General features: G+C 37.9%; 23 protein-coding genes and 1 tRNA gene. 11 read left to right on the top strand and 13 right to left on the bottom strand.

What is annotated here, in order from left to right:
* Nucleotide 1: 1 nt before the first annotated feature.
* The 11 genes from AC5YGD_RS04115 to AC5YGD_RS04065 all read left to right on the top strand — a co-directional run bounded on the left by AC5YGD_RS04115 (nt 2) and on the right by AC5YGD_RS04065 (nt 12522).
* Nucleotides 2-1558, top strand: coding sequence for an ATP-binding cassette domain-containing protein (locus AC5YGD_RS04115; RefSeq protein WP_496142250.1), 1557 nt, complete (start codon nt 2-4; stop codon nt 1556-1558).
* Nucleotides 1555-2655: an ABC transporter permease gene (locus AC5YGD_RS04110; protein WP_416653360.1), complete on the top strand. Its 1101-nt coding sequence runs from the start codon at nt 1555-1557 to the stop codon at nt 2653-2655. Before AC5YGD_RS04115 ends, AC5YGD_RS04110 begins: the two co-directional genes overlap by 4 nt.
* Nucleotides 2652-3626: an ABC transporter permease subunit gene (locus tag AC5YGD_RS04105; RefSeq protein ID WP_496142249.1), complete on the top strand. Its 975-nt coding sequence runs from the start codon at nt 2652-2654 to the stop codon at nt 3624-3626. The genes AC5YGD_RS04110 and AC5YGD_RS04105 overlap by 4 nt, the downstream gene beginning before the upstream one ends.
* A 2-nt stretch (nt 3627-3628) precedes the next feature.
* Complete coding sequence (cdd, locus tag AC5YGD_RS04100; RefSeq protein ID WP_496142248.1) at nt 3629-4021, top strand: cytidine deaminase; 393 nt, start codon at nt 3629-3631, stop codon at nt 4019-4021.
* On the top strand, nt 4021-4824 hold the full coding sequence (locus AC5YGD_RS04095; protein WP_496142247.1) for a purine-nucleoside phosphorylase: 804 nt from the start codon (nt 4021-4023) through the stop codon (nt 4822-4824). Before cdd ends, AC5YGD_RS04095 begins: the two co-directional genes overlap by 1 nt.
* A 22-nt stretch (nt 4825-4846) precedes the next feature.
* Nucleotides 4847-5896 (top strand): deoxyribose-phosphate aldolase, encoded by a 1050-nt coding sequence (deoC, locus tag AC5YGD_RS04090; RefSeq protein ID WP_496142246.1) that lies wholly within the window; start codon nt 4847-4849, stop codon nt 5894-5896.
* Between the two features lie 9 nt (nt 5897-5905).
* Nucleotides 5906-8269, top strand: a complete 2364-nt coding sequence (locus AC5YGD_RS04085; RefSeq protein WP_496142245.1) for an aldehyde dehydrogenase family protein — start codon at nt 5906-5908, stop codon at nt 8267-8269.
* 3 nt (nt 8270-8272) lie between these two features.
* Nucleotides 8273-9610 (top strand): thymidine phosphorylase, encoded by a 1338-nt coding sequence (gene deoA / locus AC5YGD_RS04080; RefSeq protein ID WP_496142244.1) that lies wholly within the window; start codon nt 8273-8275, stop codon nt 9608-9610.
* An 11-nt stretch (nt 9611-9621) separates the two neighbouring features.
* Complete coding sequence (locus AC5YGD_RS04075) at nt 9622-10836, top strand: phosphopentomutase (protein ID WP_496142242.1); 1215 nt, start codon at nt 9622-9624, stop codon at nt 10834-10836.
* Between the two features lie 5 nt (nt 10837-10841).
* On the top strand, nt 10842-11834 hold the full coding sequence (gene add, locus AC5YGD_RS04070; RefSeq protein ID WP_496142241.1) for an adenosine deaminase: 993 nt from the start codon (nt 10842-10844) through the stop codon (nt 11832-11834).
* Between the two features lie 118 nt (nt 11835-11952).
* Nucleotides 11953-12522, top strand: a complete 570-nt coding sequence (locus tag AC5YGD_RS04065; protein WP_271556279.1) for a phosphoribosyltransferase — start codon at nt 11953-11955, stop codon at nt 12520-12522.
* A 150-nt stretch (nt 12523-12672) separates the two neighbouring features.
* On the opposite strand, the gene oppF is transcribed toward AC5YGD_RS04065, so the two are convergent.
* From oppF to AC5YGD_RS04000, 13 genes are all read right to left on the bottom strand, one after another.
* Entirely contained in the window at nt 12673-13659 is a 987-nt protein-coding gene (gene oppF / locus AC5YGD_RS04060; RefSeq protein ID WP_496142240.1) for a murein tripeptide/oligopeptide ABC transporter ATP binding protein OppF, read from the bottom strand.
* A complete protein-coding gene (locus tag AC5YGD_RS04055) occupies nt 13656-14627 on the bottom strand; it encodes an oligopeptide/dipeptide ABC transporter ATP-binding protein (RefSeq protein ID WP_496142239.1) in 972 nt (323 codons plus the stop codon). Before AC5YGD_RS04055 ends, oppF begins: the two co-directional genes overlap by 4 nt.
* 6 nt (nt 14628-14633) lie before the next feature.
* Complete coding sequence (locus AC5YGD_RS04050; protein ID WP_271558526.1) at nt 14634-15560, bottom strand: ABC transporter permease subunit; 927 nt, start codon at nt 15558-15560, stop codon at nt 14634-14636.
* A gap of 3 nt (nt 15561-15563) precedes the next feature.
* Nucleotides 15564-16487 carry an oligopeptide ABC transporter permease OppB gene (gene oppB, locus AC5YGD_RS04045; protein WP_271556285.1) on the bottom strand — a complete coding sequence of 308 codons (924 nt, stop codon included), beginning with the start codon at nt 16485-16487 and terminating at the stop codon, nt 15564-15566.
* A gap of 100 nt (nt 16488-16587) precedes the next feature.
* Entirely contained in the window at nt 16588-18213 is a 1626-nt protein-coding gene (locus tag AC5YGD_RS04040) for a peptide ABC transporter substrate-binding protein (protein ID WP_271558527.1), read from the bottom strand.
* Between the two features lie 113 nt (nt 18214-18326).
* Nucleotides 18327-18701, bottom strand: coding sequence for a hypothetical protein (locus tag AC5YGD_RS04035; protein ID WP_496142238.1), 375 nt, complete (start codon nt 18699-18701; stop codon nt 18327-18329).
* A gap of 144 nt (nt 18702-18845) precedes the next feature.
* Nucleotides 18846-18921, bottom strand: a tRNA-Lys gene (locus AC5YGD_RS04030).
* Nucleotides 18922-18972: 51 nt separating this feature from the next.
* Complete coding sequence (locus tag AC5YGD_RS04025) at nt 18973-19251, bottom strand: HU family DNA-binding protein (RefSeq protein WP_416653297.1); 279 nt, start codon at nt 19249-19251, stop codon at nt 18973-18975.
* Between the two features lie 40 nt (nt 19252-19291).
* Nucleotides 19292-20965 carry a 30S ribosomal protein S1 gene (gene rpsA / locus AC5YGD_RS04020; RefSeq protein WP_416679339.1) on the bottom strand — a complete coding sequence of 558 codons (1674 nt, stop codon included), beginning with the start codon at nt 20963-20965 and terminating at the stop codon, nt 19292-19294.
* Between the two features lie 90 nt (nt 20966-21055).
* The gene (cmk, locus tag AC5YGD_RS04015) at nt 21056-21721 is read right to left on the bottom strand and encodes a (d)CMP kinase (RefSeq protein WP_496142237.1); all 666 of its coding nucleotides are present in this window, start codon (nt 21719-21721) and stop codon (nt 21056-21058) included.
* A 23-nt stretch (nt 21722-21744) separates the two neighbouring features.
* Nucleotides 21745-23238: a lysine--tRNA ligase gene (gene lysS / locus AC5YGD_RS04010; protein ID WP_496142235.1), complete on the bottom strand. Its 1494-nt coding sequence runs from the start codon at nt 23236-23238 to the stop codon at nt 21745-21747.
* A gap of 10 nt (nt 23239-23248) precedes the next feature.
* Complete coding sequence (locus tag AC5YGD_RS04005) at nt 23249-23911, bottom strand: tetratricopeptide repeat protein (RefSeq protein WP_496142234.1); 663 nt, start codon at nt 23909-23911, stop codon at nt 23249-23251.
* Between the two features lie 17 nt (nt 23912-23928).
* On the bottom strand, nt 23929-24372 hold the full coding sequence (locus AC5YGD_RS04000) for a cytochrome c-type biogenesis protein (RefSeq protein ID WP_271558534.1): 444 nt from the start codon (nt 24370-24372) through the stop codon (nt 23929-23931).
* Nucleotides 24373-24392 lie beyond the last annotated feature (20 nt).

Genomic DNA, 24392 nt, shown 5'->3' with positions numbered 1-24392 from the left:
TATGACTAAGTCAAACATTGCTATTGAACTGATAAATGTTGACAAACATTTTGGTGCTGTGCATGCAAATGATAAGGTCAATCTGAGTGTTAAAACTGGAACAATACACGGTATTGTTGGTGAGAATGGAGCGGGTAAATCCACTCTAATGAGTATCTTGTACGGCTTTTATCAGGCAGACTCTGGACAAATTAAAGTCTTTGATAAAGACTTTAGAGCCACCAGCTCAAAACAATCAATTGAAGCAGGAATTGGAATGGTTCACCAACATTTCATGCTAGTTGAGAATTTTACCGTTCTTGAGAATGTCATTCTTGGCAGTGAGGGTGGTGCATTGATTACAGAAAGCCTAGCAAATGCTCGAATTGAGCTGACTAGACTTGCTAAAGAATATGGATTGGAAGTTGAACTAGATATCGCAGTAGAAGAGCTCTCTGTTGGAATGCAGCAACGAGTCGAAATCTTAAAGGGTCTGTATAAGGGCGCAAAAGTTTTAATACTTGATGAACCCACAGGAGTCTTAACGCCTCAAGAGTCTGATGAGTTATTTCGTATATTTGAAGCTCTTAAGAATGAAGGTGTTACGATTATATTAATTACTCACAAGCTTCGAGAAATTATGAATATCACAGACCATGTATCGGTCATGAGAGCGGGCAAGATGGTAGCCCATAGAGAGACCAGTAAAACCAACCCTGAAGAACTTGCAGAGTTAATGATTGGTAGAAAAGTACTACTAAATATTAAGAAGTCTAAAGCAAAAATTGGTAAGCCCCTTTTAGTTGCAAAAAATCTCGAAATAAATAATGAACAAGGATTAAAGCGCGTATCAGAAGTGAGCTTTGAGGCTCGCTCTGGTGAAATTCTTGGAATTGCAGGCGTCACCGGTAATGGCCAGGGAACACTTCTAAAGGCACTAGCTGGAATACTCCCATTAACAAAAGGGTCTATTGAGATTATGGGTGAAACCATATCCCCAAAAAGTCGACTTAATCCTGAGCAATTACGAAATCTTGGTGTTGCTCATGTCCCTGAGGACCGTCAAAAAATGGGTATGATTGCTGAATTTAGTGCTAGCGAAACCGCCCTAATGGGATACCAAAATGATAAGAATCTAAATCAAGGAATTTGGCTAAAAAAATCACTAGTTAAGGCTAATTGTGCTTCCATAATGGAGGCCTTTGATGTCCGTCCACCAAATCCAAACTTGATGTCCTCAAACTTTTCAGGGGGCAATCAACAAAAACTTATTCTAGCAAGAGAATTTGAACGCGACCCAGAAGTTTTAATTATTGGTCAACCAACACGTGGTGTTGATATAGGTGCTATTGAATTTATTAGAAAACGCATTATTCAAATGAGAGACGCTGGCAAAGCTATTGTCCTAATTTCTGTTGAGCTAGAGGAAATCATGTCTCTTAGTGACAGAATAATAGTGATGTGTGATGGAATAATTACTGGTACTGTTAATGGCGCAGATGCAGATGAAGCAACACTCGGCATGATGATGGCCAATGCGCTTGAATCTCCGGCAGAAACCAAAGGAGCTGAAATATGACACGTGATAGACGATTATCATGGATAAATGGCTTATTGCTGCCTCTCTTTAATGTTTTAACTGCATTTATAGCTACCGGTATTGTTTTTCTATTTATAGGAGTCGATCCAATAGAGGCAACCAAGATATTAATCTATGGTGCACTTGGTTACGATGAAGGTCTTGGTTACACTCTGTATTACGCGACAAACTTTGTCTTTACTGGCCTTGCTGTAGCAGTTGCATTTCACGCTGGATTATTTAATATTGGAGGAGAGGGTCAGGCATATGTTGGAGGCCTTGGCACTGCGTTAGTTGCCTTATATATGAATCCTGCCCTTAGCGCATGGATTGTCATTCCATTGGCTATCTCAGGAGGCTTGTTGTTTGGAGCATTATGGGCGATCATTCCTGCTTACTTACAAGCTTATCGTGGAAGCCATATTGTTATAACTACCATAATGTTTAACTTTATAGCCTCCTCATTAATGGTTTACGTCTTGGTCAATGTATTGCGTGAGGTTGGCGAGATGTCACCAGAAAGTGGGGACTTTATTGAAGCCTCATGGATCCCTTTTGTGCATGATGTATTAGCAAATTTTGGTTATGAAGTTACAAGATCACCACTTAATATGTCGATATTTGTTGCTTTATTTTTCTCAGCTGTAGTCTGGTTTTTCCTATGGCATACTAGATGGGGCTTTGCAATTCGTGCTGCAGGAAAAAGCAATGAAGCTGCAATTTATAGTGGAATTAATCCAAAAAAAATCATTGTTGTAACAATGTGTATTTCGGGAGCACTGGCCGGCTTAGTTGGTATCAATGAACTTATGGGAGTTCAGCATCGCCTTTTCTTAAATTTTAATTATGGCTATGGATTTGGTGGTATCGCGGTTGCCTTAATGGGCCGTAACCATCCTGTTGGTATTCTTATTGCAGCCTTCTTGTTTGGAATACTTTATCAGGGTGGTGCAGAATTAGACTTTGAATTACAAAACGTATCAAGGGACATTGTTGTTGTTATGCAGGGCCTAGTCATCTTGTTTTGTGGTGGTTTAGAGTATTTATATAGACCTGTTTTAATTCGCTATTTAGCACCAGTTGAGGCATCAGAATGAGCGACTTCTTTTTAACTACTGTATTGACATTTGACGCCTCAGTTAGAATCTGTGTTCCACTTATTTTTGCTTCCATGGCTGGCTTGTTTGCTGAGCGAGCCGGTGTTGTAGATATTGGTCTGGAAGGAAAGCTTTTGATGTCAGCCTTTATTGCTGCTAGTGCAGCAAGCGTTTTTGGCTCACCATGGCTTGGTTTAATTGCGGGTATGCTTGCATCCTCTGTATTAGCAATGATTCATGGCTTTGCATCCATTACCTATAAAGGTAATCAGATTGTTAGTGGAGTTGCAATAAATATCTTGGCGTCTGGACTGACAATGATTTTAACGTTAGCCTGGTTTAAAAGAGGCGGCATTACGCCGACACTTCAAAATGACGAAAGATTTCTTTCTATTACCCTTCCTGGAGTTGATATTATTGATCATATTCCTATTATTGGTGTAATTTATAGGGAGCTCATTAGTGGTCATAATATCCTGGTTTATTTAGCCTTTGTGATTGTTCCAATTGTTTGGTGGATAGTTTACCGAACTCGATTTGGTTTACGCCTTAGAGCGGTAGGAGAAAATCCTAAAGCGGTTGATACAGCAGGATTATCAGTTGAAGGTCTGCGCTACAGAGCTTTATTAGTTGGTGGTATTTTATGTGGGATTGGTGGCGCTTATATTTCAACTGCATATACTGCACAATTCACAAAAGAGATGACTGCTGGTGCTGGCTTTATTGCTTTAGCTGCACTAATTTTTGGAAAGTGGCACCCATATAAGGTTTTAGCTGCATGCTTCTTGTTTGCCTTTTTACAGGCATTATCTATTAGACTTCAAGGTGTTGTCTTTCCTATTATTGGTGAAATTCCGGTTCAATTGATCGATGCAGCCCCTTATATTTTAACTATTATTTTATTAGCAGGGTTTATTGGCAAAGCAGTTCCTCCTAAGGCATCTGCCCAACCTTACATTAAGGAGTTATAAGTATGAGTGAAGAAAGTCATATTGCAGCTACTAAAAGTGCCATGAGCAAAGCCTATGTCCCTTACTCTAACTATCCTGTTGGTGTTTTAATAATAACTGACAAAGGGAATACTTATTCAGGTTGTAATGTTGAAAATGCTAGCTACCCGCTTGGAAACTGTGCTGAGGCATCTGCTATTGCATCAATGGTAATGGGTGGTGAGAAAAAAATTAAAACAATATATGTTATGACAAAGAATGATGAAGGCGGAATACCTTGTGGTGGATGTAGACAGAGAATAAGAGAATTTTCGGATGAAAATACAAAAATTATGCTGTGCTCTCCAAGTGGAGTTCAGAGCCATATGAATCTTGCTGAATTATTACCTCATTCTTTTGGGCCGGAGCATCTGTAATGAGTCAAGTTGATGATTGTGTTGGTATCATAAATCAAACAATTGCTAGCTTTAAGCCTGAAGTTGGTCTTATTCTTGGATCTGGCTTAGGTCAGTTTTGCGATAATATCAATACGATAGCTAGTCTAGATTTTGACTCACTTCCAGGCTTTCCAGTTGCCGGTGTTGGCGGCCATGCTGGAAGACTTTTATTTGGTAAAGTTGAAGATACCAATGTGGTTGTAATGCAAGGTCGAGCTCATTATTATGAGAACGGAAGAGCAGACATAATGGCTGTTGCCATTCAAACACTTAACGCAATAGGATGCAAAAGCCTGGTACTCACTAATGCTGCTGGAAGTATAGTTAAAGAAGCATCGCCAGGAAGCGTTATGCTTATAACAGATCATATTAATATGACGGGAGTTTCTCCCTTGTTTGGTGCTGAAAGTAATAAGCGCTTTGTGGATATGAGTGATGCCTACAATCCTGAGCTAAATGATAATATGCGTTCTTCAGCTAAAATGAATGACATCACCCTACATGAAGGAGTTTATGCATGGTTTAGTGGGCCGCAATTTGAAACTCCTGCTGAAATTAAAGCTGTCAAAACCCTAGGCGCAGATGCTGTAGGAATGTCTACAGTTCCTGAAGTTATTTTAGCTCGCCATCAAGGGCTTCCACTATGCGCTCTTTCAGTTATTACTAATTATGCAGCAGGAATGAGTGCCACAAAACTAAGTCATGAACAAACAATTGCCTTTGCAAGCAAGGCTGCAGCCACTGTCGAAAAAGTTTTAATTTCATACCTAAAGAGTTTATAGATTTTATTAAGCATCAAAGAATATGACTAAAAATATCACTAAAGCTCAAATACCTCAGAAAGATAGCAAAGTTATCTCTTATCCAAATTTAATTGATTCAGAAAGCTTAAAGGAAAACTCTGGTGTTATTAGAAATCCAGGGACAGACTTTAGAATTGATAAAATATCAAATATAGCAATTAATAGAAGTGCTGTTGAGAGGCGCTGCAATAATTATGGCACAAGGCGAAGTATAAAAAAAGATAAACAAGCTGCATGGCTTCTCAAAGCTATTACTTTAATGGACTTAACCACCCTTTCTGGAGACGACACAGAGGCTCGAGTTAGGCGTCTTTGCAGTAAAGCAAAACAGCCTATTAGTAACAAGCTTAAAAAAATACTGGGCACTGAATCTTTAGATTTAAGTGTTGCTGCTGTGTGTGTATACCATGACATGCTTGCTTCTGCCAAAAAAGCATTGAATAATTCAAAGGTTAATTTAGCCGCGGTATCCACAGGATTTCCAGCAGGCCTCTCCCCTCTTCAATTAAGACTTAAAGAAATCGAGTATTCAGTAGATTCGGGTGCTAATGAAATTGATATAGTTATAAGCCGCCGACATGTTTTAGAAGGAAACTGGGAAGAACTGTATAAAGAAGTAAAAATGTTTCGTGAAAAATGTGGCGATGCGCATATGAAAACTATTTTAGCTACGGGTGAACTTGGAAATCTTAGTAATATTGCTAAAGCTTCTCAGGTTTGCATGATGGCTGGGGCTGACTTTATTAAAACGTCTACTGGTAAAGAGCCTACTAACGCAACCCTTCCAGTAAGTTTAGTTATGGTTCGAATGATACGTAATTTTTATAATGAAACAGGCATTCGAATTGGCTTTAAAGCTGCTGGTGGAATTAGTGACACTAAAACTGCACTTTTATATATGACAATGATCCAAGAAGAGCTCGGTCGCAGATGGTTAGAGCCAGATTTATTTCGTTTTGGAGCATCTAGCTTACTCGGCGATATTGAACGCCAATTAGACCACTTCTCTAGTGGTTATTACTCGGCATCTTATAGACATCCATTAGCATAGGACTTAACAATGACACTTTTAAAATCATTCAAAGATCTAGATTATAGCAAAGCTCTCGAAAGTGATAAAGAGGCGCATGAGTGGCTTAAACTTAATAACTGCCGCTTTGGTCAGCTGATTAATGGAAAATTTATATCTAATAAAAAATCTAAATTAATTGCTAGCTTAAATCCCTCAAATGGTAAGTTACTAGCCAATATTGAAATTGCAAGTTCTGAACAGCTAGATTTAGCAGTAGAAGCTGCTAGAAAAGTACAACCCTCTTGGGAGTTGCTTGGAGGCCATGGAAGAGCTAAAATTCTCTATGCCTTAGCAAGATTACTACAAAAACATTCGAGATTAATATCTGTACTTGAAACACTTGATAATGGAAAGCCAATTCGTGAAAGTCGTGATATTGATATACCTCTTGCAATAAGGCATTTTTATTACCATGCTGGCTGGGCACAACTTCAAGGCAAAGAGTTTTCTAGTTACCAGTCAATTGGTGTTGTTGCTCAAATTGTCCCATGGAACTTCCCACTATTAATGTTATCTTGGAAAATTGCTCCAGCTCTTGCTATGGGTAATACTATTGTCTTTAAGGCTGCAGAGCAAACTCCAATTTCAGCAATGTTTTTTGCACACTTATGCGAGCAGGCAGGAGTTCCACCTGGCGTTGTCAATATGATCAATGGTGATGGAAATATTGGCGCTGAACTTGCAGCTCATAAAGGCGTTGATAAAGTTGCATTTACTGGCTCAACTGCTGTTGGTCAGTCCATCAGAAAAAGTACAGCTGGACAAGGTAAAAAACTTACACTCGAACTTGGCGGAAAATCTGCATTTATTGTGTTTGAAGATGCAGATCTTGATGCTGCAGTTGAAGGCTTAGTTGATTCAATTTGGTTTAACCAAGGAGAGGTTTGTTGTGCTGGATCAAGATTATTGGTTCAGGCTGAAGTTGCTGAAGACCTTCATCTAAGGATTAAAGAAAGAATTAAACAATTACGCTTAGGCTCTCCTCTTGATAAGTCAATAGACTTAGGCAGTTTAGTTAGCAAGACCCAGTTTAATAGAGTGAATGAAATGGTCAAAGATGGCTTAAAACATGGCGGAGAAATTTATCAGGCATGTGATATTGAGTCAGAGGGTAACCTCTATCCCCCAACTCTTATTACAAATATTGATTCTAGTCACCCGTTAGCCCAAGAAGAAATTTTTGGACCTGTTTTAGTCTCAATGACTTTCCGAACTCAATCCGAGGCCGTTGAGTTAGCTAACAATAGTAGATATGGATTAGCGGCAAGTATTTGGAGTGAAAATATTAATCGCACAATGGATGTTGCTCCTAAAATTAAAGCCGGTGTTGTATGGATTAATTGTCATAATCAATTTGATGCGTCTTGTGGATTTGGCGGCGTCAAAGAGTCTGGATTTGGCCGTGAAGGTGGAAAAGAAGGACTTTATGAATACCTTAAGCCTAACGGTTTAAAGTTATCAAAGAAGGCTACTGCTTCTTTAATTACTAAAAATCCTAAAAATAATGCTATTGACCAAACATTAAAATTTTATATTGGCGGAAAGCAGGTAAGGCCAGATGGTGGTCATAGTATTGCAACTTTCAATGCTGATGGAAGTCATGCGGCTTTTGTTGGTGCTGGTAACAGAAAGGATGTAAGAAACGCTGTAAGTGCAGCCTCAAAAGCATCATCCTGGGGCTCTCAAAGCGGTCACGGCAGAGCTCAAATTATTTATTTTCTTGCTGAAAATTTATCGGTACGCGAATCTGAATGGATTCAACGACTTATAACTCTTTGTGGGGTTTCAAAAAAACAAGCTAAAGCTGAATTTGATGAAAGCATCAGTCGACTCTTTAGTTATGCTGCCTGGGCAGATAAGTATGACGGAGCAGTTCATAGTGCGCCCTATAGAGGCATTACAATGGCACTTCCAGAGCCCATAGGTATTCTTGCTCAAATTGCTCCTGAAGAACTTCCATTACTTACATCAATCTCTTTAGTTGCCCCAGCAATAGCTATGGGAAACCGAGTTATTTTAATTCCTAGTGAACGATTTCCAAGTGTTGCCTTGGAGTTAGTACAAACAATTGAAACTTCAGATGTACCAGCTGGCGTTGTAAATATAGTTAGCGGTAATAAGCGTGAGCTTGCTGAGCAAATTGTTGGTCATGCAGAAGTTGATGGAACATGGTGTTGGGCGGATCAAGAGACTATTGCCTCTATTGAAGCTATCAGTGCTATCGACTTAAAACGCTTGTGGGTTCATGAAGATAGCGATCGAGATTGGCTTAATCCTGATCAGGGTGAAAGCTTAGAATTCCTTAGAAATGCTACTGAAGTGAAAAATATTTGGACTCCATATGGTGACTAATTTATGAGCGCATTATTCCTTCCTCAAGAACTAATTAGAAAAAAACGTGATGGCCTGATACTGAATGACCCTGAAATTGGTTTTTTAGTTCAAGGAATTACTGATGGCAGTTTGACGGATGCTCAGTTAGGCGCATTTGCAATGGCAGTTTTTAAATGCGGCATGACTATGGATGAGCGCGTTAGCTTAACTCAGCACATGATGCACTCAGGAGATACGCTTCAGTGGCAAGACCTTAACTTAGATGGTCCAGTAGTAGATAAGCATTCAACTGGCGGCGTAGGAGACAAGATAAGTTTAATATTGGCTCCAATAGTTGCTGCTTGTGGAGGCTATGTGCCAATGATTTCTGGTCGCGGCTTGGGACATACGGGTGGCACACTAGATAAGCTTGAAAGCATTCCAGGATATAATGGAACTCCTGATAATGCAAAATTTAGAATGCTTGTTAAGGAAGTTGGCTGCGCTATTATTGGGCAAACTACCAAACTTGCTCCAGCAGACCAGCGTTTTTATGCCACTAGAGACGTCACCGCAACAGTTGAGTCAATTGACCTTATTACCGCGTCAATTCTATCAAAAAAACTAGCCTCTGGACTTGATGCCCTTGTAATGGACATTAAAACTGGTAATGGTGCATTTGCTGCAAACTATTCAATGGCGCAAGAATTAGCCCAAAGTATTGCCAATGTATCAAGTAAATCTGGTGTGCCAACTAGCTGCTTAATCACAGATATGAGTCAGGTTCTTGGTCATAGCGTAGGTAATGCTATAGAAGTAAAAGAGTGTATAAATTTTTTAATCAAACCTGAAAATGCTAACCTTAGACTACTTGAGCTTACCATTGAATTAGCAGCTCATATGTTGCAGCTAAGTGGTATTGAAAGTGACCTTGAGACTGCTCGAGTGAAATCTCAAGATGTACTAACGTCTGGCAAGGCAGCTGCAATATTTGAACAAATGATTTCTGCTCTTGGTGGGCCAAGTGATTTATTAGAAAAGTCTCACAAACACTTAGTCCCTATGCCCATTATTAGACCTATAGCAGCAAACTCTTCTGGATATATTTTGGAAATGGATGCGCGCGCTATTGGTCTTAGTATGATACATTTGAAAGCTGGCAGAACTAAATCTAGCGACCCAATAGATCATGGCGTTGGATTAAGTGATATTGTTGAAATCGGTCAATGGATTGATAAAGGTGAGCCACTTGCAATTGCACATACGCGAGATAAAGAACAATTGAACTATCTCCAAGAAACTATCCCTGGATTTATTTCATTAGGAGCTAAACATATAGAGCCGCCAACCCTAATCCATGAAATACTAGGCTCAAATTAGAAGGTTTATAGATGAAAAGATCAATTATTTTAGTTTTAGATTCTTTAGGTTTGGGTTCAACTAAGGACTCGCATCTTTACGGTGATACAGGGGCAGATACTTTAGGTCATATTATTGAGTCTTGTGATTCTAATAGTGCTAATAATTCTGAGCGAAATGGCCCCCTAGTTATTCCAAACTTGATTCGATGGGGTTTAGGGGAGGCTGCAATTGCAAGCCGTAAAAAGCCCTTACCAATTTCTCGAGTTGAGCCTCAGGGCGCTTTTGGTTATGCGAAAGAAGTTAGCGCAGGTAAGGACACCCCGAGTGGTCACTGGGAGATTTGTGGTCTGCCAGTTCCTTTTGAATGGGGAACATTTCCAAAAACTGAAAACTGCTTTCCTGAATCACTCCTTCTTAGCCTTATAGAGGAAGGAAAAATAGGTGGGACACTTGCAAACCAACATGCATCAGGCACTCAAGTAATTGAAGAGTTTGGTCAAGAGCATATAGATAGTGGATTTCCTATTTGTTATACCTCGGCTGACTCAGTATTTCAAATTGCTGCCCATGAAGAGCATTTTGGATTAGATAGGCTCTATGAATTATGCACCATCGCAAAACGCTTGGTTGATCCACTAGAAATTACAAGAGTAATTGCAAGGCCATTTACTGGGAACTCTAAAGATGGCTTTGAGCGAACTGCTAATCGAAAAGACCTTACTACGCCGCCCAATGGCCCAACGCTGTTAGACAATATTCAAGATGGTGGTGGAGATGTTATTTCAGTTGGAAAAATTGGAGATATTTTTTCGAATCAAGGAGTCAGCTATACCGTTAAGGCAGCTAATAACATGGGCTTAGTTGATCAATTATTATCTGAAATGAAAAAAGTTAATGAAGGACTAATCTTTGTAAATCTAGTAGATTTTGATACCAAATTTGGTCATCGACGTGATGTTGCAGGGTACGCTCTAGCACTCGAGCAATTTGATGCCCGAATACCTGAAATTGAGGCGCAACTAACCAGCAACGATCTAGTGCTAATAACAGCAGATCATGGCTGCGATCCTACATGGCCTGGAAATGATCACACCCGTGAACATGTTCCAGTTGTTTTTTATGGAAAATCAATTAAGAACAATAACTTAGGAGAGCGAGAAAGCTTCTGCGACATGGGACAAACTATTGCTCAGCACCTTGAAATAGAGCCTTTACTTCATGGTAAAGCTTGTAACTTAAGTTAATTATTATGCAAGATCAAATTCAAATGCTTCCCAAAGTTGAGCTTCATAGCCACTTAGAAGGAACTATTAACCCTAAATTATTTCATGAAATTGCCAAACGTAATAACGTTGATTTTGATGAAAATATATTTGATGAAGATGGCGGTTATGCCTGGACTGACTTTCCAAGCTTTCTTAACGCTTATGACTCAGTAAGTTCATGCCTTAAAAATGCTAAAGATTACAGAGATATTATGTATGAATATCTTAAAGACTGCTCATCACAAAATGTAATATATGCTGAGACCTTTATATCCCCTGATCACGCTAGTGATTGCGGTATTAGCTATAATGACTTGATTAGAGGGTGCGCAAAAGGAATAGATGATGCACAGTTAGATTTCGGTATTATTGGGCGAATTATTGTAACTTGCGTACGGCATTTAGGGCCTCAAAAAGGGGTTGATGTTGCACAAACAATGGTTGATAACCCCCATCCTTATGTTGTTGGGTTTGGTATGGGCGGCGATGAAAATGCATTCAAGTTAATTGATTTTGCCCCTGCTTTTAATATTGCAGCTAAAGCTAACTATCCTTGCACAGTTCATGCAGGTGAGATATGCGGCGCAGAAAGTGTTTGGGATGCCATAAATTATTTACCCGTTAGCAGAATTGGTCATGGCGTTAGAAGCGTGGAAGATGAGCATCTACTAGATGAACTAAAAAATCGTAATATAGCCTTGGAGATTTGTCCTGGAAGTAATCTAGCTCTTTCGATATACCCTAGTTGGGAGAGTCACCCAATCAAACTCATTATGTCTAAAGGGATAAATGTTAGCCTCAACTCAGATGATCCACCATTTTTTCATACTAGTGTTGGTCAAGAATATCAAGGATGTTCTGATCAACTTGGCTTTGAAATTAAGCAGCTTAGATCTATCTCAACCATGGCTATTAAGTCTTCTTTTGCAGACCCTGAGACAAAATTACACCTTCTTAGTAAAATTTCACAGTCTTAATTAAGAAAAAATAGAATTCTATAAATATAAATGTTGAAACCTCTATAAAATTTCAAATAAGAAAGATGCTTTATAATTCATTCAAGTCACATTATTTAAATTACAACTAATAATAAAAATGTCTCTATCAAAAAAATACATCACAGCTGATGAGTTGCTACTTGACTCTTTTAGATTGGGAGTTCAAATACACAATAGTGGTTTCAAACCTGACTTTATTGTTGGAGTTTGGCGAGGTGGAACGCCCGTTGGTATAGCCATCCAAGAGATTCTTGGGTATTTGGGTAATGAATCTGATCATATTGCGATTCGAACTTCATCATACTATGGCATTAATAAACAAGCAAAAGAGGTTAGGGTTCATGGTATCGACTATCTAATCAGTCATATGAATGCTGAAGACAAGCTTCTTATTGTTGATGATGTCTTTGACTCAGGCAGAAGTATTAAAGCGATCTTAGATACTCTGAATGAAAAATCTAGAAAAAATATACCGCATGATATTCGCATGGCTATGCCTTGGTACAAGCCTTTAAGAAATATTATAGATACTGTGCCAGATTACTATATCCACGAGACTGATGATTGGCTAGTTTTTCCTCATGAGATGGATGGACTTTCAGAACAAGAAATCTTTGAAAATAAGAAAGATATGAAAGAAATCTTATCTCACGTTAAAGTTAAGTAAATCTTCCAAGGTATCAAAATTTAGAAGATCGATTTAATAACGTCCCACAACCCATAAAATATGGCAAGCCATATTAAGCCCTTTATTAGAAAAAATAGAAAAGGCAAAATAATAAGCATCCACTTATTTTTAATTCGTTTTTTAAGAAACTTAATCATGAAAATGACAAGCAACCTCATGATTGCTTGATACCTCTTTAAACTCAGGCTTTTCTATTGCACAAATATCTTGAGTTTTTTGACACCTTGTTCTAAAAACACAACCTGAGGGTGGGTCTACTGGTGATGGCAAGTCACCTTCTATTAATATTATTTTTTTACTTTTCTCAATACTTGGGTCAGGAATAGGAACTGCAGAGATAAGAGCCTGGGTGTAAGGATGTCTTGGTTTAGTATAAATATCATCACTGTTTGCAAGTTCAACCATATTGCCTAAATAAAGAACCATAATCTTAGTACTGATGTGCTTGACAACACTTAAATCATGGGCAATAAAAATTAAAGTTAAATCCATCTCTTCTTGCAAATCCATCAAGAGATTAACTACTTGAGCTTGAATTGAGACATCAAGCGCAGATACTGGCTCGTCACAGATAATAAGCTTTGGTTTTAAAATTAAAGCTCTTGCAATACCAATTCGCTGACACTGTCCACCCGAAAACTCATGAGGGTAACGATTAACTAAATTATCCAATAAACCAACTTTATTCATTACGTCTTTAACTCTCTCTTTTACATCGGACTCTGGTGTTTTAGGGTAATGTGTTCTTAATGGCTCTGCAATAATTTCGCCAATATTCATTCTAGGATTTAGACTTGCAAGAGGGTCTTGAAAAATCATTTGAATTTGTTTACGGTGCTGCCTCATTTCAGACTTGTTTAGAGTTAACAAGTCATTCCCAAACCAAATTACTTTTCCTGAATCAGCGGGCACCATTTTAACAATTGCTCTCGCCAAAGTAGACTTTCCACAACCTGACTCCCCAACTATGCCAAGGGTTTCACCTGAATTTAAATCAAACGAAACGTTATTTACTGCCTGTAATTTCTTGGCCTTAGTCCATGGCATATCTCCTTCTGAGGAAACATCAAAATTTACTTTTAAATTCTGAACCTGAAGAATTTTATGCTCACTCATAATGTATCCTCTATGGCAACGTGACAAGCTCTATAGTGATCATTATTATCAACTTTAGCTAGGATAGGAGTTTGCGAAGAGCATGTAGTATTTGCAAACTTACAGCGTGGTGAAAATGGACATCCAACTGGAGTTAGCATCATATTCGGAGGGTTTCCAGGAATTGTCACTAATCTATCTGCTGAGTCATCAAGCCTTGGCACCGCGCTCATTAAACCTTGAGTGTAAGGATGCGTAGCATTAGAGTAGAGATGCTCTGTTTTACCTATCTCCATTACTTCTCCTCCGTACATAACAAGCATCTCATCACTATTTCCAGCTACAACTCCAAGATCATGAGTAATTAAAATAATTGACATGCCAAATTCTTTTTGAATATCAGCTAGCAATTGCATAATTTGAGCCTGCACAGTAACATCTAAAGCAGTCGTTGGTTCATCAGCGATTAGAAGCTTAGGATGACAAAGTAGAGACATTGCAATCATTACGCGCTGGCGCATTCCACCTGAAAACTCATGTGGATACATCCTTATGCGATTTTTAGCGTCTGGAATTTTAACAGCATCGAGCATATTGATTGATTGCTGAATAGCATCCGACTTTGAGACCCCTTGATGGTGGACAAGTACTTCAGCCATTTGCTCTGAAACTCTTACATAGGGATTAAGACTGGTCATTGGATCTTGAAAAATCATTGCAATTTTTTGAGCCCGAATAAGGTTGAGCTCCCTGCTAGGAAGATTAAGAATCTCTTTGCCTTCAAATTTAACACTACCACTTGCCCTACCATTGTGATCAAGGAGACCGTTCATAGCAAAAACAGTTTGGCTTTTTCCACTTCCAGATTCACCAACTATCGCTAAAATTTTTCCCTCATCAAGTGAAAAGCTAACATTGTTAACTGCACTTACTATGCCATCTGCAGTATCAAACTCTACTTTTAAATTGTTTACTTCTAAAAAGCTCATATTAGTTTATCGATCCTTTGGGTCAAGCGCATCACGCAAGCCATCTCCAATAAAATAAAAGCAGAATAAGCTGACAACAAAAAATGCCAAAGGAAATAGAAGTTGCCATTCAGTATCGTAGCGAATTGTTCCAGCACCTTCTTTAATTAAAGCACCCCAACTTGTTGATGGCTCCTGCACTCCTAGACCCAAAAAGGATATAAAACTTTCTGCTAATATTATTCCAGGTACTAAAAGAGTCGCATATACCGCAACAATACCTAGAAGGTTAGGAACAATATGACGCGTTATAATTTTAAAGTCACTAACCCCAGTTACCCTTGCAGCTTCAATAAATTCTTTATTTTTAAGATTAAGGGTTTGCCCCCTAACAATTCGGCTCATATCTAACCAAGATAGTAGGCCAATTCCTATAAAAAGCATTCCAATTGAGCGGCCAAATACAACCAACAAAAGTATTAAAACAAACATGTACGGAATTGACATCAAAATGTCAACAATACGCATCATTATTTGATCAGTCTTTCCTCCTAAATAACCAGAAGTAGCGCCATATAAGGTGCCCACAAAAACAGCTACTGTTGCTCCTAAGAAGCCAACCATTAGGGAGATTTGTGTTCCCTGTATTACTCTTGAGTACAAATCTCGACCTAGATCATCGGTCCCAAAAAAATGTCCACTTTCAATTGATGGCATCCCAACTCTGGCTGCAGAGCCCATTGCATTCCAGTCAATCTTCTCATAACTCCAAACAGCAAAATATGGCCCAATAAACGAAAAGAGTACTATCGCTGCAAGAATAAACAGGCTAACAGTTGCAGCCTTGTTTTGCATAAATCTTATTCGTGCATCCTTCCATAATGAACGGCCAGTTCCAGAATCAGAAAGATTATCCGCCATCTCTTTTATCTTATTTTTATTTATTGCAATCATTTTTTAGTATCTAATCTTAGGATCAACCCATGCGTACAAAAGATCTGCGATTAAGCTAAATAAAATTGTAAGGCCGCCAACTACAATAGTTATTCCCATCATTACTGAGTAGTCTCTATTAAAGGCTGAATTAACAAAAAAGTAGCCCATACCACCAGTTGAAAAATACATATCAATGATTACAGATCCTGTTATTAATCCAACAAATGCCGGGCCAAGGTATGAAATTACTGGAAGAAGTGAGGGCTTTAATACATGACGAAAGAATATTATTTTTGTTGGAAGTCCTTTAGATTTTGCTGTTCTAATGTAATTCGTATTTAGAACCTCCAGCATGGATGAGCGAGTTATTCGAGCAATAGATGCCATATAGCTTGTTGAAAGCGCAATGACTGGCATTATAAGGTACTGCCACGATCCTCCATTCCAGCCTCCACCTGGCAGCCAATCAAGCCATAAGGTAAAGACGATAATTAGTAATGGCGCCATTACAAAATTTGGGAGCACTTGCGCGCCAATTGATACACCTACTGCTAAGTAATCAATCCAAGTGTTTTTCCGTATTGCAGCAATTGCGCCTAATGGTATACCAACTCCAACAGCAACAATAAATGACCAAAAACCGTACTTCAAAGTAATTGGAAAACCTTGTGCAATAATTTCGTTTACACTTCTGTCATGATATTTGTAGGAGGGCCCAAAATCAAATTCAGTTAAAACTCCCCAAAGATAACTAAACATCTGTCGCCAAATTGGCTGATCTAGGCCATATTTTGCCTCAATATTTGCAAGTACTTGGGGTGGAAGTGGTCTTTCCGATGTAAATGGACCACCAGGAGCTGCGTGCATTAAGTAGAAGCTAACCGCAATAAGAACAAGCAGAGTCGGAATAGCAATTCCAATTCGCTTAACTATGTAGTTGATCATATCCGAAATTGACCAGAAAAAATTTAATGAATTATTGTACCGTACAAATAAAAAAGCACCGCACAATATCTGTGCGATGCTCTTAGAGTCAAACTAATTATTACTGCGCAATCTTATACAAATTGCGAGAATATACGTTTTGTTCAACGTTGTTATAAGGCCAACCTTTTACATTAGTCTTAAGCATAAATACACCAGCATAATGATAAATAGGAATCACTGGCATTTCATTTGCCAAGATCTCTTCAATGCGCGTGTAATTACCTGATGCATCAGACATAGTCCTTGCATCTAACATAAGCTGATCTACCTCAGCATTACTATACTTACCATCATTGTAACCAGAAGGAGTAGTAAGAAGGTCTAGGAAAGTAGACGCTTCATTGTAGTCACCACACCAAGCTCCACGTGCAAGTTCAAAACCTTGACCGCCACGAGTTTTAAGGAATGTTTTCCACTCTTGATTAGCAAGCGTAGCTTCAACACCAAGTGTTTCTTTCCACATTTGCTGGGCTGCAATTGCAATCTTCTTATGACCTTCAGAAGTGTTATATAAATACTCAAACTTCAAAGGATTACTTGGTCCATAACCAGCTTCACTTAACAGTTCAACTGCTTTAGCGTTTCTCTCATCTTGAGTCATACGACCAAATGCAACTGAAGGAACGTCAAATCCAGCTGTCGCTCCAGGAGTAAATGTGAATGCGTTGATTTGTCCAGCTTGTAAGATTTTTTCAGTAATAACTGAGCGATCTATAGCATAGGCTAGAGCATGACGAACACGAACATCTTTAAATGCTTCAGGGCCACTAGGTGACATATTAAAAGTCATGTAGTAGTTGCAAAGTCTTGGAAAAGAAGTTGCTTGATTAGGATAGTCCTGTTTCAGGCGAATATACTGACCTGAAGGCACAGTTCCTTTGTCAAGTTCATTAGCTAAATAACGAGTCAAATCTGTATTCTCATCATTTATAACTAATCCAACAACCTTATCAAGAATTGTTGCATCGTTATTCCAATACATAGTGTTACGCTCACGTACTGAACGCTCATTAGGAATATGCTCAGTTAAAATATATGCACCATTAGATACAATATTTTCAGGCTTAGTCCAATCATTACCTGATGTTCTAACTACCCACTCAGGACTTGGAAAAGTTGAGCTATGCGTAGTCATTGCAGCAAAATATGGCAATGAAGCTGTTAAACGAACCTCAAGAGTATGATTATCTAGAGCAGTAACTCCAAGAGTTTCAGGTGAAGCATCGCCAGATAACACAGCTCCAACATTTTCAATAGCCATAATTTCAGCAAACCATGAGTAAGGTGAGGCTGTAGCAGGATCTGCTAAACGTCTCCATGAGTATACAAAGTCATGCGCGGTAACTGGGTTACCATCTGACCACATTGCATTGTCACGAAGCGTGAATGTATAGACATCTTTTGCATCATTTGTTGTAAAGCCAGTCGCAACACCTGGAACAAGATTTCCATCTGCATCTTGATTCATCAGGCCTTCAAAAAGGTCACGAACAATATCAGCTCCTGAGACATCCTCAACGATTTGAGGGTCAGCAGAACTAAATTCATCTAACAAACTGTATGTAAATGTCTGATCATCAGCTAGGGTTTCACCTGTTACTGGGTGAGTTGCTGCAAGCACAGAGGCTGAAGCAAAAGACGCCAATACAAATCCCACTGCCAACGACTTAGGCAAATAATTCATATTTTTTCTCCTTAATATTAAAAAATTAAAAATCCGTCATAATGAAATGAGGACTAATGAAAGTTTATACTTATTTACATTAATATTGAGATTTTTTATGAATTATTTCTCTATTAGAAACGTTTAAAAAGTTTTATAGCTTTTTCATCACCAATTGGATCCACTGAAATTTGAGATCCACCTGAAGTTATATAAATAGGTTTTTTTCCTCTAAGCATCTTATTCCAGCTTTTAAGTGAATCTAGGATTACTTCACCCCTACTAATAGAATTAGAATCAGCTTCTAAATTCATGACTTTTGGAATGGAGTTAAGCCTCATTGATCCAAGAATTGAATATTTAGCCATTCCAAAAGAATATATAAATAAAATAACAATAATCATGATTAGTAATGGCGCACCAATCTTTCGCCACTTAATCCAAAGAAAGATTGAAGCACAAACAAAGAAACATAGGTATCCCCAAAGAGCAAACTGATTTAATAACATTGGCTATCTAAAGATCAATAGTAGTTGGTTTTTGAACATTTTTTACGTAATCATAGAAATTTTCTATATTTTCTCAAAATTTCTATTCAATTTAAGACTTGTAGAAAACAAAAAAGCCTGCAATACTGCAAGCTTTTAAGAATATGGTGGGGCGTGAGCGACTTGAACGCTCGACCAGCGGATTAAAAGTCCGATGCTCTACCAACTGAGCTAACGCCCCATATAAAAACGAGAAATTATACTGAACTAATGTTCATTAATCAATCGTAAATTAGCCTTTATTAACAGCCTCTTTGAGAAGTTTTCCAGGCTTAAAAAAAGGAACAAATTTTTCAGAAACTTCAGTCTTTTCACCAGTCTTAGGATTAATACCCATTCTGCCTTTACGATGACGTTTTTGAAAACCACCAAAACCTCTTACTTCAACGCCTTTACCAGAAATTACTGCCAAGCTAATTTCTTCAAGGATAATTTCAACAGATTGTTTTGCTTCTGAGCGTGTAATTCTAGTTTCTTTAGATATTACATCAATAAGGTCGATTTTTTTCATATAATTAGCTGCTAAACCATGGCATAGCAGCTTTAATTAATTATTTATCTTTAGCTTCTTTTAAGAGATCACCAAGTGTTGATCCAGAAGTTTGAGTCGATTGACTGTTATAGTCATCCATGACTGCTTTTTCTTGAACCGAATCTTTAGCTTTCATACTTAAATTTACTTTTCGTGTTCTTTTGTCAATTAAAGTAATAGCGACTTCAACCTCTGCACCTTCTTTTAGTACTGTTGATGCGTCATCAATTCTATCTTGAGAAATTTCAGACACCTTAAGATAACCAGTAATTCCAGCGGCTAATAATACGACAGCGCCTCTTGCATCTACCTCTTGGATAACACCTTTAACAATCGAACCTTTAGAGTTTGCAGTTGCATATTGAGAGAAATCATCCGAAGTCAACTGTTTAATTCCTAAAGAAATTCTTTCTTTTTCAGCATCTATATTAAGAATTACAACATCAAGCTCTTGTCCCTTTGAATAAGTTGAGACAATTTGATCTGCAGACTGCTTCTCCCATGAAATATCTGCTAAATGAATAAGCCCATCAATTCCACCTGGAAGGCCAACAAAAAGACCAAAGTCAGTAATTGACTTAACTGTTACGTTAATCATGTCACCTTTATTATGCGTCCCCTCGAATGCTTCCCAAGGATTTTCTTTTGCTTGCTTCATACTAAGAGAAATTCTATGTTTAGACTCTTGCACATCAAGAACTACAACATCTACTTCTTGGCCAAGCTTAACAAACTTAGAAGGCCTAGCGTTAGCATTTGTCCAGTCCATCTCACTCACGTGAACAAGTCCTTCAACACCCTCTTCAATTCTTACAAATGCACCATAATCAGTTAGGTTTGAAACCACACCCGAAACTTTTTTGCCCATTGGAAGACGCTCTGAAATATTGTCCCAAGGGCTTGGTGTTAACTGCTTAAGTCCTAAAGAAACCCTCATTTTCTCTTTATCATAGTTGAGAATTTTTACTGTAATCTTGTCACCTATAGATAGCTTCTCAGACGGGTGGTTAACTCTCTGCCACGATATATCTGTAATGTGAAGTAACCCATCTACGCCGCCAAGATCAACAAATGCACCATAATCAGCTAAGTTTTTAACAATTCCTTCAACTTCTTTGCCAGTATCAAGATTTTCAATTAAAGCCTCTCTATCAGCTGAGTTGACTTCCTGCATAACAGCCTTTCTAGAAATAACAATATTATTCCTGACTTCGTCCATTTTAATAACAAGAGCCTCAATTTCTTGACCTAGTAAGAAATCAAAATCTTTAACAGGCCTTACGTCTACTAGAGAACCAGGCAAGAATGCTTTGATAACACCAATATCAACTGTCATACCGCCCTTAACAGAGCCTGTAACAATACCTTTAACAACTTCTTTAGTGTTCATTGCGTTTTCAAGCTCTTGCCACATCTTAATGCGTTTCGCTTTTTCACGTGATAAAAGAGTATGACCTAAGCCATCATCAATTGAGTCAAGTGCGACTTCAACAACATCACCTTCAGTGATCTCAAGCTCGCCTTTGGCATTTTTAAATTCGTGTAATGAAATAAAACCTTCAGACTTTAGTCCCACATTGATGATCGCTTTTTCGCGATTCATGCTGACTACAGTTCCCATTAAGAGGGCTCCAGGTTTTACGTTTTGTTGTATTTCGCTATTTTCAAATAGCTCGGAAAATGATTCTGACATATTTATCTCGATGTTGACCGGTAATTATTAAGCTGTGTCGGTTTAAGCTTAACTCATATCGGGTTAATTAAAAAATAAAGACTTGACCGCTCAAGTCTTAACTAGCGCCATCACTTTTGCAACGACTTCATTAATTGTAAGATTCGATGTATCTATAATCAATGCATCTTTTGAAGCAATTAAAGGAGAATGTTTGCGACTTGCGTCCCTCTCATCTCTCTTTTGAACCTCTTCCAAAGTTTGCGAAAGGATACCAGCAATACCATTGTCGTGCAACTGTTTTAGTCGTCTTTGTGCCCTTTCTTCCACATTTGCTGTCAAAAATACCTTAAAGGGTGCACTTTCGAATACAACAGTTCCCATATCTCGGCCATCAGCAACTAATCCTGGAGGCTTCTTGAACTTTTGCTGCCTTATTAAGAGTGACTCCCGAAGAGGGCCAATCATCGCAAATTTTGAAGCGAGCTCTGCAGTTTCTTCAGTTCGAAGTTCAGCTGAAACTTCAATATTATCAAGATAAATACTAAGTTTATTATTGGATAGATCTGACTCAAATTTCAAATCGAGGTTGGATGCTAACTTCAGCAGTTCATCAGTATTATCAATCTTAATATTTCGCTTAGAAGCCGCCAAAGCAAAAGCCCGGTATATTGCTCCAGAGTCCAACAAATTCCATTTCAGCTCATGAGCCATGATATTTGCTACAGTACCCTTCCCTACTCCACTAGGTCCATCAATAGTTAGAACTGGAATCATAATACTAACTAGAGGCTCTTAAACTACTTCTCATACTCAGGTCTCATATGAGGAAATAATAAAACATCTCTAATTGACGCCGAATCTGTAAATAGCATAACTAAACGATCAATACCAATACCTTCTCCTGCGGTTGGGGGCATTCCATACTCAAGGGCTCTAATATAATCAGCATCATAATGCATTGCTTCATCGTCTCCTGCATCTTTTTCACTAACCTGGTCTTTGAACCTTTGGGCCTGATCTTCAGGATCATTGAGCTCCGAAAATCCATTTGCTATTTCACGGCCACCAATAAAGAGTTCAAAGCGATCAGTAATAAATGAATTTTGATCATTGCGCCTAGCCAGAGGAGATACCTCTGTAGGATACTCAGTAACAAAAGTTGGTTGAATTAATTTTTCCTCAACAGTTGCTTCAAAGATTTCAATTTGAATCTTTCCTAAACCCCAGTTCTCTTTAAGATGAATTCCCAAATTGCTAGCAGTACTCCTAACATTATCTTCTGAAAGGTCAGAAGCTGATAACTTAGGATTGTATTTCAAAATTGAATCAAACACACTTAATCGTTCAAACGGTTTTGAAAAATCAAACTCATCACCCTGGAATTTTATTTTTGCTGATTTACAAACATCAATTGCAATACCTTTAAATAAGTTTTCAGTTAGGTCCATATAGTCATGATAATTTGCATAAGCCTCATAAAACTCAATCATTGTAAATTCAGGATTATGCCTTGGAGAGAGCCCCTCATTTCTAAAATTACGGTTAATCTCAAAAACCTTATCAAATCCTCCAACTACTAACCTTTTAAGATAGAGCTCTGGAGCAATTCTTAAAAATAAATCCATATCTAAAGCATTATGATGCGTAACAAAAGGCTTGGCTGCTGCGCCACCTGGAATGACTTGCATCATAGGGGTTTCTACCTCAAGATAACTGTGACGTATAAAGAACTGCCTAATGTAAGAAATTATTTCAGATCTTCTCTGAAAAACTTTTCTCGATCCTTCATTCATAATTAAATCAACATACCTTTGGCGATATATTGTCTCTTGATCAGTTAGTCCATGAAATTTTTCTGGCAAAGGTCTTAATGATTTTGTTAATAATTTAATATCACCCACTCGAATAGATAGCTCACCGGTTTGAGTCTTAAAAAGAACCCCAGACGCTCCAATTATGTCGCCAATATCCCACTTCTTGAATTGCTCATTGTACAAGCCCTCTTCCAGCTCATCTCTAGTCACAAAAAGTTGAATTTGGCCTGAAGTATCTTGAAGCTGAACAAAGCTTGCTTTACCCATTATTCTCTTGAGCATTAATCGTCCAGCAACAGTTACAAATTCTCCCGCTTCTTGAAGGTCTTCATTTGAAAAGCTATCAAACTTCTCATGAATAGAGCTTGCTAGGTTTTGAGGCTTAAAATCATTAATATATGGATTGCCTGACTCTCTAAGCAATGCTAATTTAGATTTTCTTTCTGCTATTAATTTATTTTCGTCTAGATCACTCACTTTAATCCTATTATTTGTTTGATTGTTCAATCTCTAACTGTGCAAGCTCTTTAGCTTTTTTAAAATCTTTTTCAGCTAGCTCAATTTTTCCTAATCGCCCATATACTGAGCCACGATTATAATATGCTTGATAAAAAGTATTGTCTAAATCAATCGCCTTATTTAAATCTTTCAAAGCCAACTTATCCTTTGCTATTTTAGAGTAAGCATTGCCTCGATTATAATAAGCTGCAATATATTCTGAATCTAAAGAAATTGCCTTTGAATAAGTTTTGATTGAGTCATGACTTTTATTTAACCGATCAAAACAGTTGCCCAAGTTATTTATAGCACCAACATCTTCTGGCTTAATCTTTAATGCAGCCTCAAAAAAATTAATTGCCTCATGGAAATTCTCTTTTTCTTGCTCCATATAAGCTAAACAGAAAAAAGCTTCAGAGCTATTCGGGTTTGAACTTATTGCTTTAGTCATACTTTCATAGGCAATATCATTATTACCCTGCTGCAAGTGTAAATTACCAAGATTTAAATGGGCATTAGAGGATAACTCTTGCGTGACTAAACTATGGTTTATTAGCTCATTCCATACTTGTATCGCCATAGAAATCTCACCAATTCTTTGATGCGCATAAGCCTTCACAATTAAATCACTAATTTCAGTATTGTTATTCATAGAAGCATTTTAATTTATCACTTTAATAATTTTTTAGCTCTTTCAATATCGTTATCTGAACTGGAAAGGTAAGTGTTTTTACTTCTTGTTATCCTATATAAATAAATAAAGCATAAAAATAGCAAGAGGAGAGGGGCAAACCATAATAGATATGTTTTGCTATTAATTGGCGGCTTAAAGTTAACAAAGTCCCCATATCGCTCGACCATAAATAAATAAATATCTTTGTCAGATTTATTATCTAATATCATTGTGCGAACTTGTTCACGAAGGTCACTAGCAAGACTAGAATTTGAACCACCAATGCTCTGACCCTGGCATACAGGGCATCGAATATTTTCAATTAAAACCGTGTAACGATTTTCCTGATCACGTGTTTCAAAGTCTTTTGCTTCAATACTTTCAGCTAAAGCTCCTTGAATAAGTAAAAGTGCAAGCACAAATTGAATAAAATAACGCATTCACATAGCTGTTATTTAAA

Source organism: Candidatus Pseudothioglobus sp. uisw_070, from assembly GCF_059512545.2.
Note: the sequence above shows the minus strand (reverse complement) of the source record. Positions and strands in the feature narration are given on the sequence as shown.

Excerpts from the sequence above, each read along its gene's own strand:
- AC5YGD_RS04000 (WP_271558534.1), bottom strand. The coding sequence starts at position 24,372 with ATGCGTTATTTTATTCAATTTGTGCTTGCACTTTTACTTATTCAAGGA.
- deoC (WP_496142246.1), top strand. The coding sequence starts at position 4,847 with ATGACTAAAAATATCACTAAAGCTCAAATACCTCAGAAAGATAGCAAA.
- AC5YGD_RS04085 (WP_496142245.1), top strand. The coding sequence starts at position 5,906 with ATGACACTTTTAAAATCATTCAAAGATCTAGATTATAGCAAAGCTCTC.
- AC5YGD_RS04110 (WP_416653360.1), top strand. The coding sequence starts at position 1,555 with ATGACACGTGATAGACGATTATCATGGATAAATGGCTTATTGCTGCCT.
- AC5YGD_RS04005 (WP_496142234.1), bottom strand. The coding sequence starts at position 23,911 with ATGAATAACAATACTGAAATTAGTGATTTAATTGTGAAGGCTTATGCG.
- cdd (WP_496142248.1), top strand. The coding sequence starts at position 3,629 with ATGAGTGAAGAAAGTCATATTGCAGCTACTAAAAGTGCCATGAGCAAA.
- AC5YGD_RS04065 (WP_271556279.1), top strand. The coding sequence starts at position 11,953 with ATGTCTCTATCAAAAAAATACATCACAGCTGATGAGTTGCTACTTGAC.
- AC5YGD_RS04025 (WP_416653297.1), bottom strand. The coding sequence starts at position 19,251 with ATGAAAAAAATCGACCTTATTGATGTAATATCTAAAGAAACTAGAATT.
- AC5YGD_RS04115 (WP_496142250.1), top strand. The coding sequence starts at position 2 with ATGACTAAGTCAAACATTGCTATTGAACTGATAAATGTTGACAAACAT.
- oppF (WP_496142240.1), bottom strand. The coding sequence starts at position 13,659 with ATGAGTGAGCATAAAATTCTTCAGGTTCAGAATTTAAAAGTAAATTTT.
- AC5YGD_RS04095 (WP_496142247.1), top strand. The coding sequence starts at position 4,021 with ATGAGTCAAGTTGATGATTGTGTTGGTATCATAAATCAAACAATTGCT.
- AC5YGD_RS04040 (WP_271558527.1), bottom strand. The coding sequence starts at position 18,213 with ATGAATTATTTGCCTAAGTCGTTGGCAGTGGGATTTGTATTGGCGTCT.
- AC5YGD_RS04055 (WP_496142239.1), bottom strand. The coding sequence starts at position 14,627 with ATGAGCTTTTTAGAAGTAAACAATTTAAAAGTAGAGTTTGATACTGCA.
- AC5YGD_RS04075 (WP_496142242.1), top strand. The coding sequence starts at position 9,622 with ATGAAAAGATCAATTATTTTAGTTTTAGATTCTTTAGGTTTGGGTTCA.
- cmk (WP_496142237.1), bottom strand. The coding sequence starts at position 21,721 with ATGATTCCAGTTCTAACTATTGATGGACCTAGTGGAGTAGGGAAGGGT.
- AC5YGD_RS04050 (WP_271558526.1), bottom strand. The coding sequence starts at position 15,560 with ATGATTGCAATAAATAAAAATAAGATAAAAGAGATGGCGGATAATCTT.
- rpsA (WP_416679339.1), bottom strand. The coding sequence starts at position 20,965 with ATGTCAGAATCATTTTCCGAGCTATTTGAAAATAGCGAAATACAACAA.
- add (WP_496142241.1), top strand. The coding sequence starts at position 10,842 with ATGCAAGATCAAATTCAAATGCTTCCCAAAGTTGAGCTTCATAGCCAC.
- deoA (WP_496142244.1), top strand. The coding sequence starts at position 8,273 with ATGAGCGCATTATTCCTTCCTCAAGAACTAATTAGAAAAAAACGTGAT.
- AC5YGD_RS04035 (WP_496142238.1), bottom strand. The coding sequence starts at position 18,701 with ATGTTATTAAATCAGTTTGCTCTTTGGGGATACCTATGTTTCTTTGTT.
- AC5YGD_RS04105 (WP_496142249.1), top strand. The coding sequence starts at position 2,652 with ATGAGCGACTTCTTTTTAACTACTGTATTGACATTTGACGCCTCAGTT.
- oppB (WP_271556285.1), bottom strand. The coding sequence starts at position 16,487 with ATGATCAACTACATAGTTAAGCGAATTGGAATTGCTATTCCGACTCTG.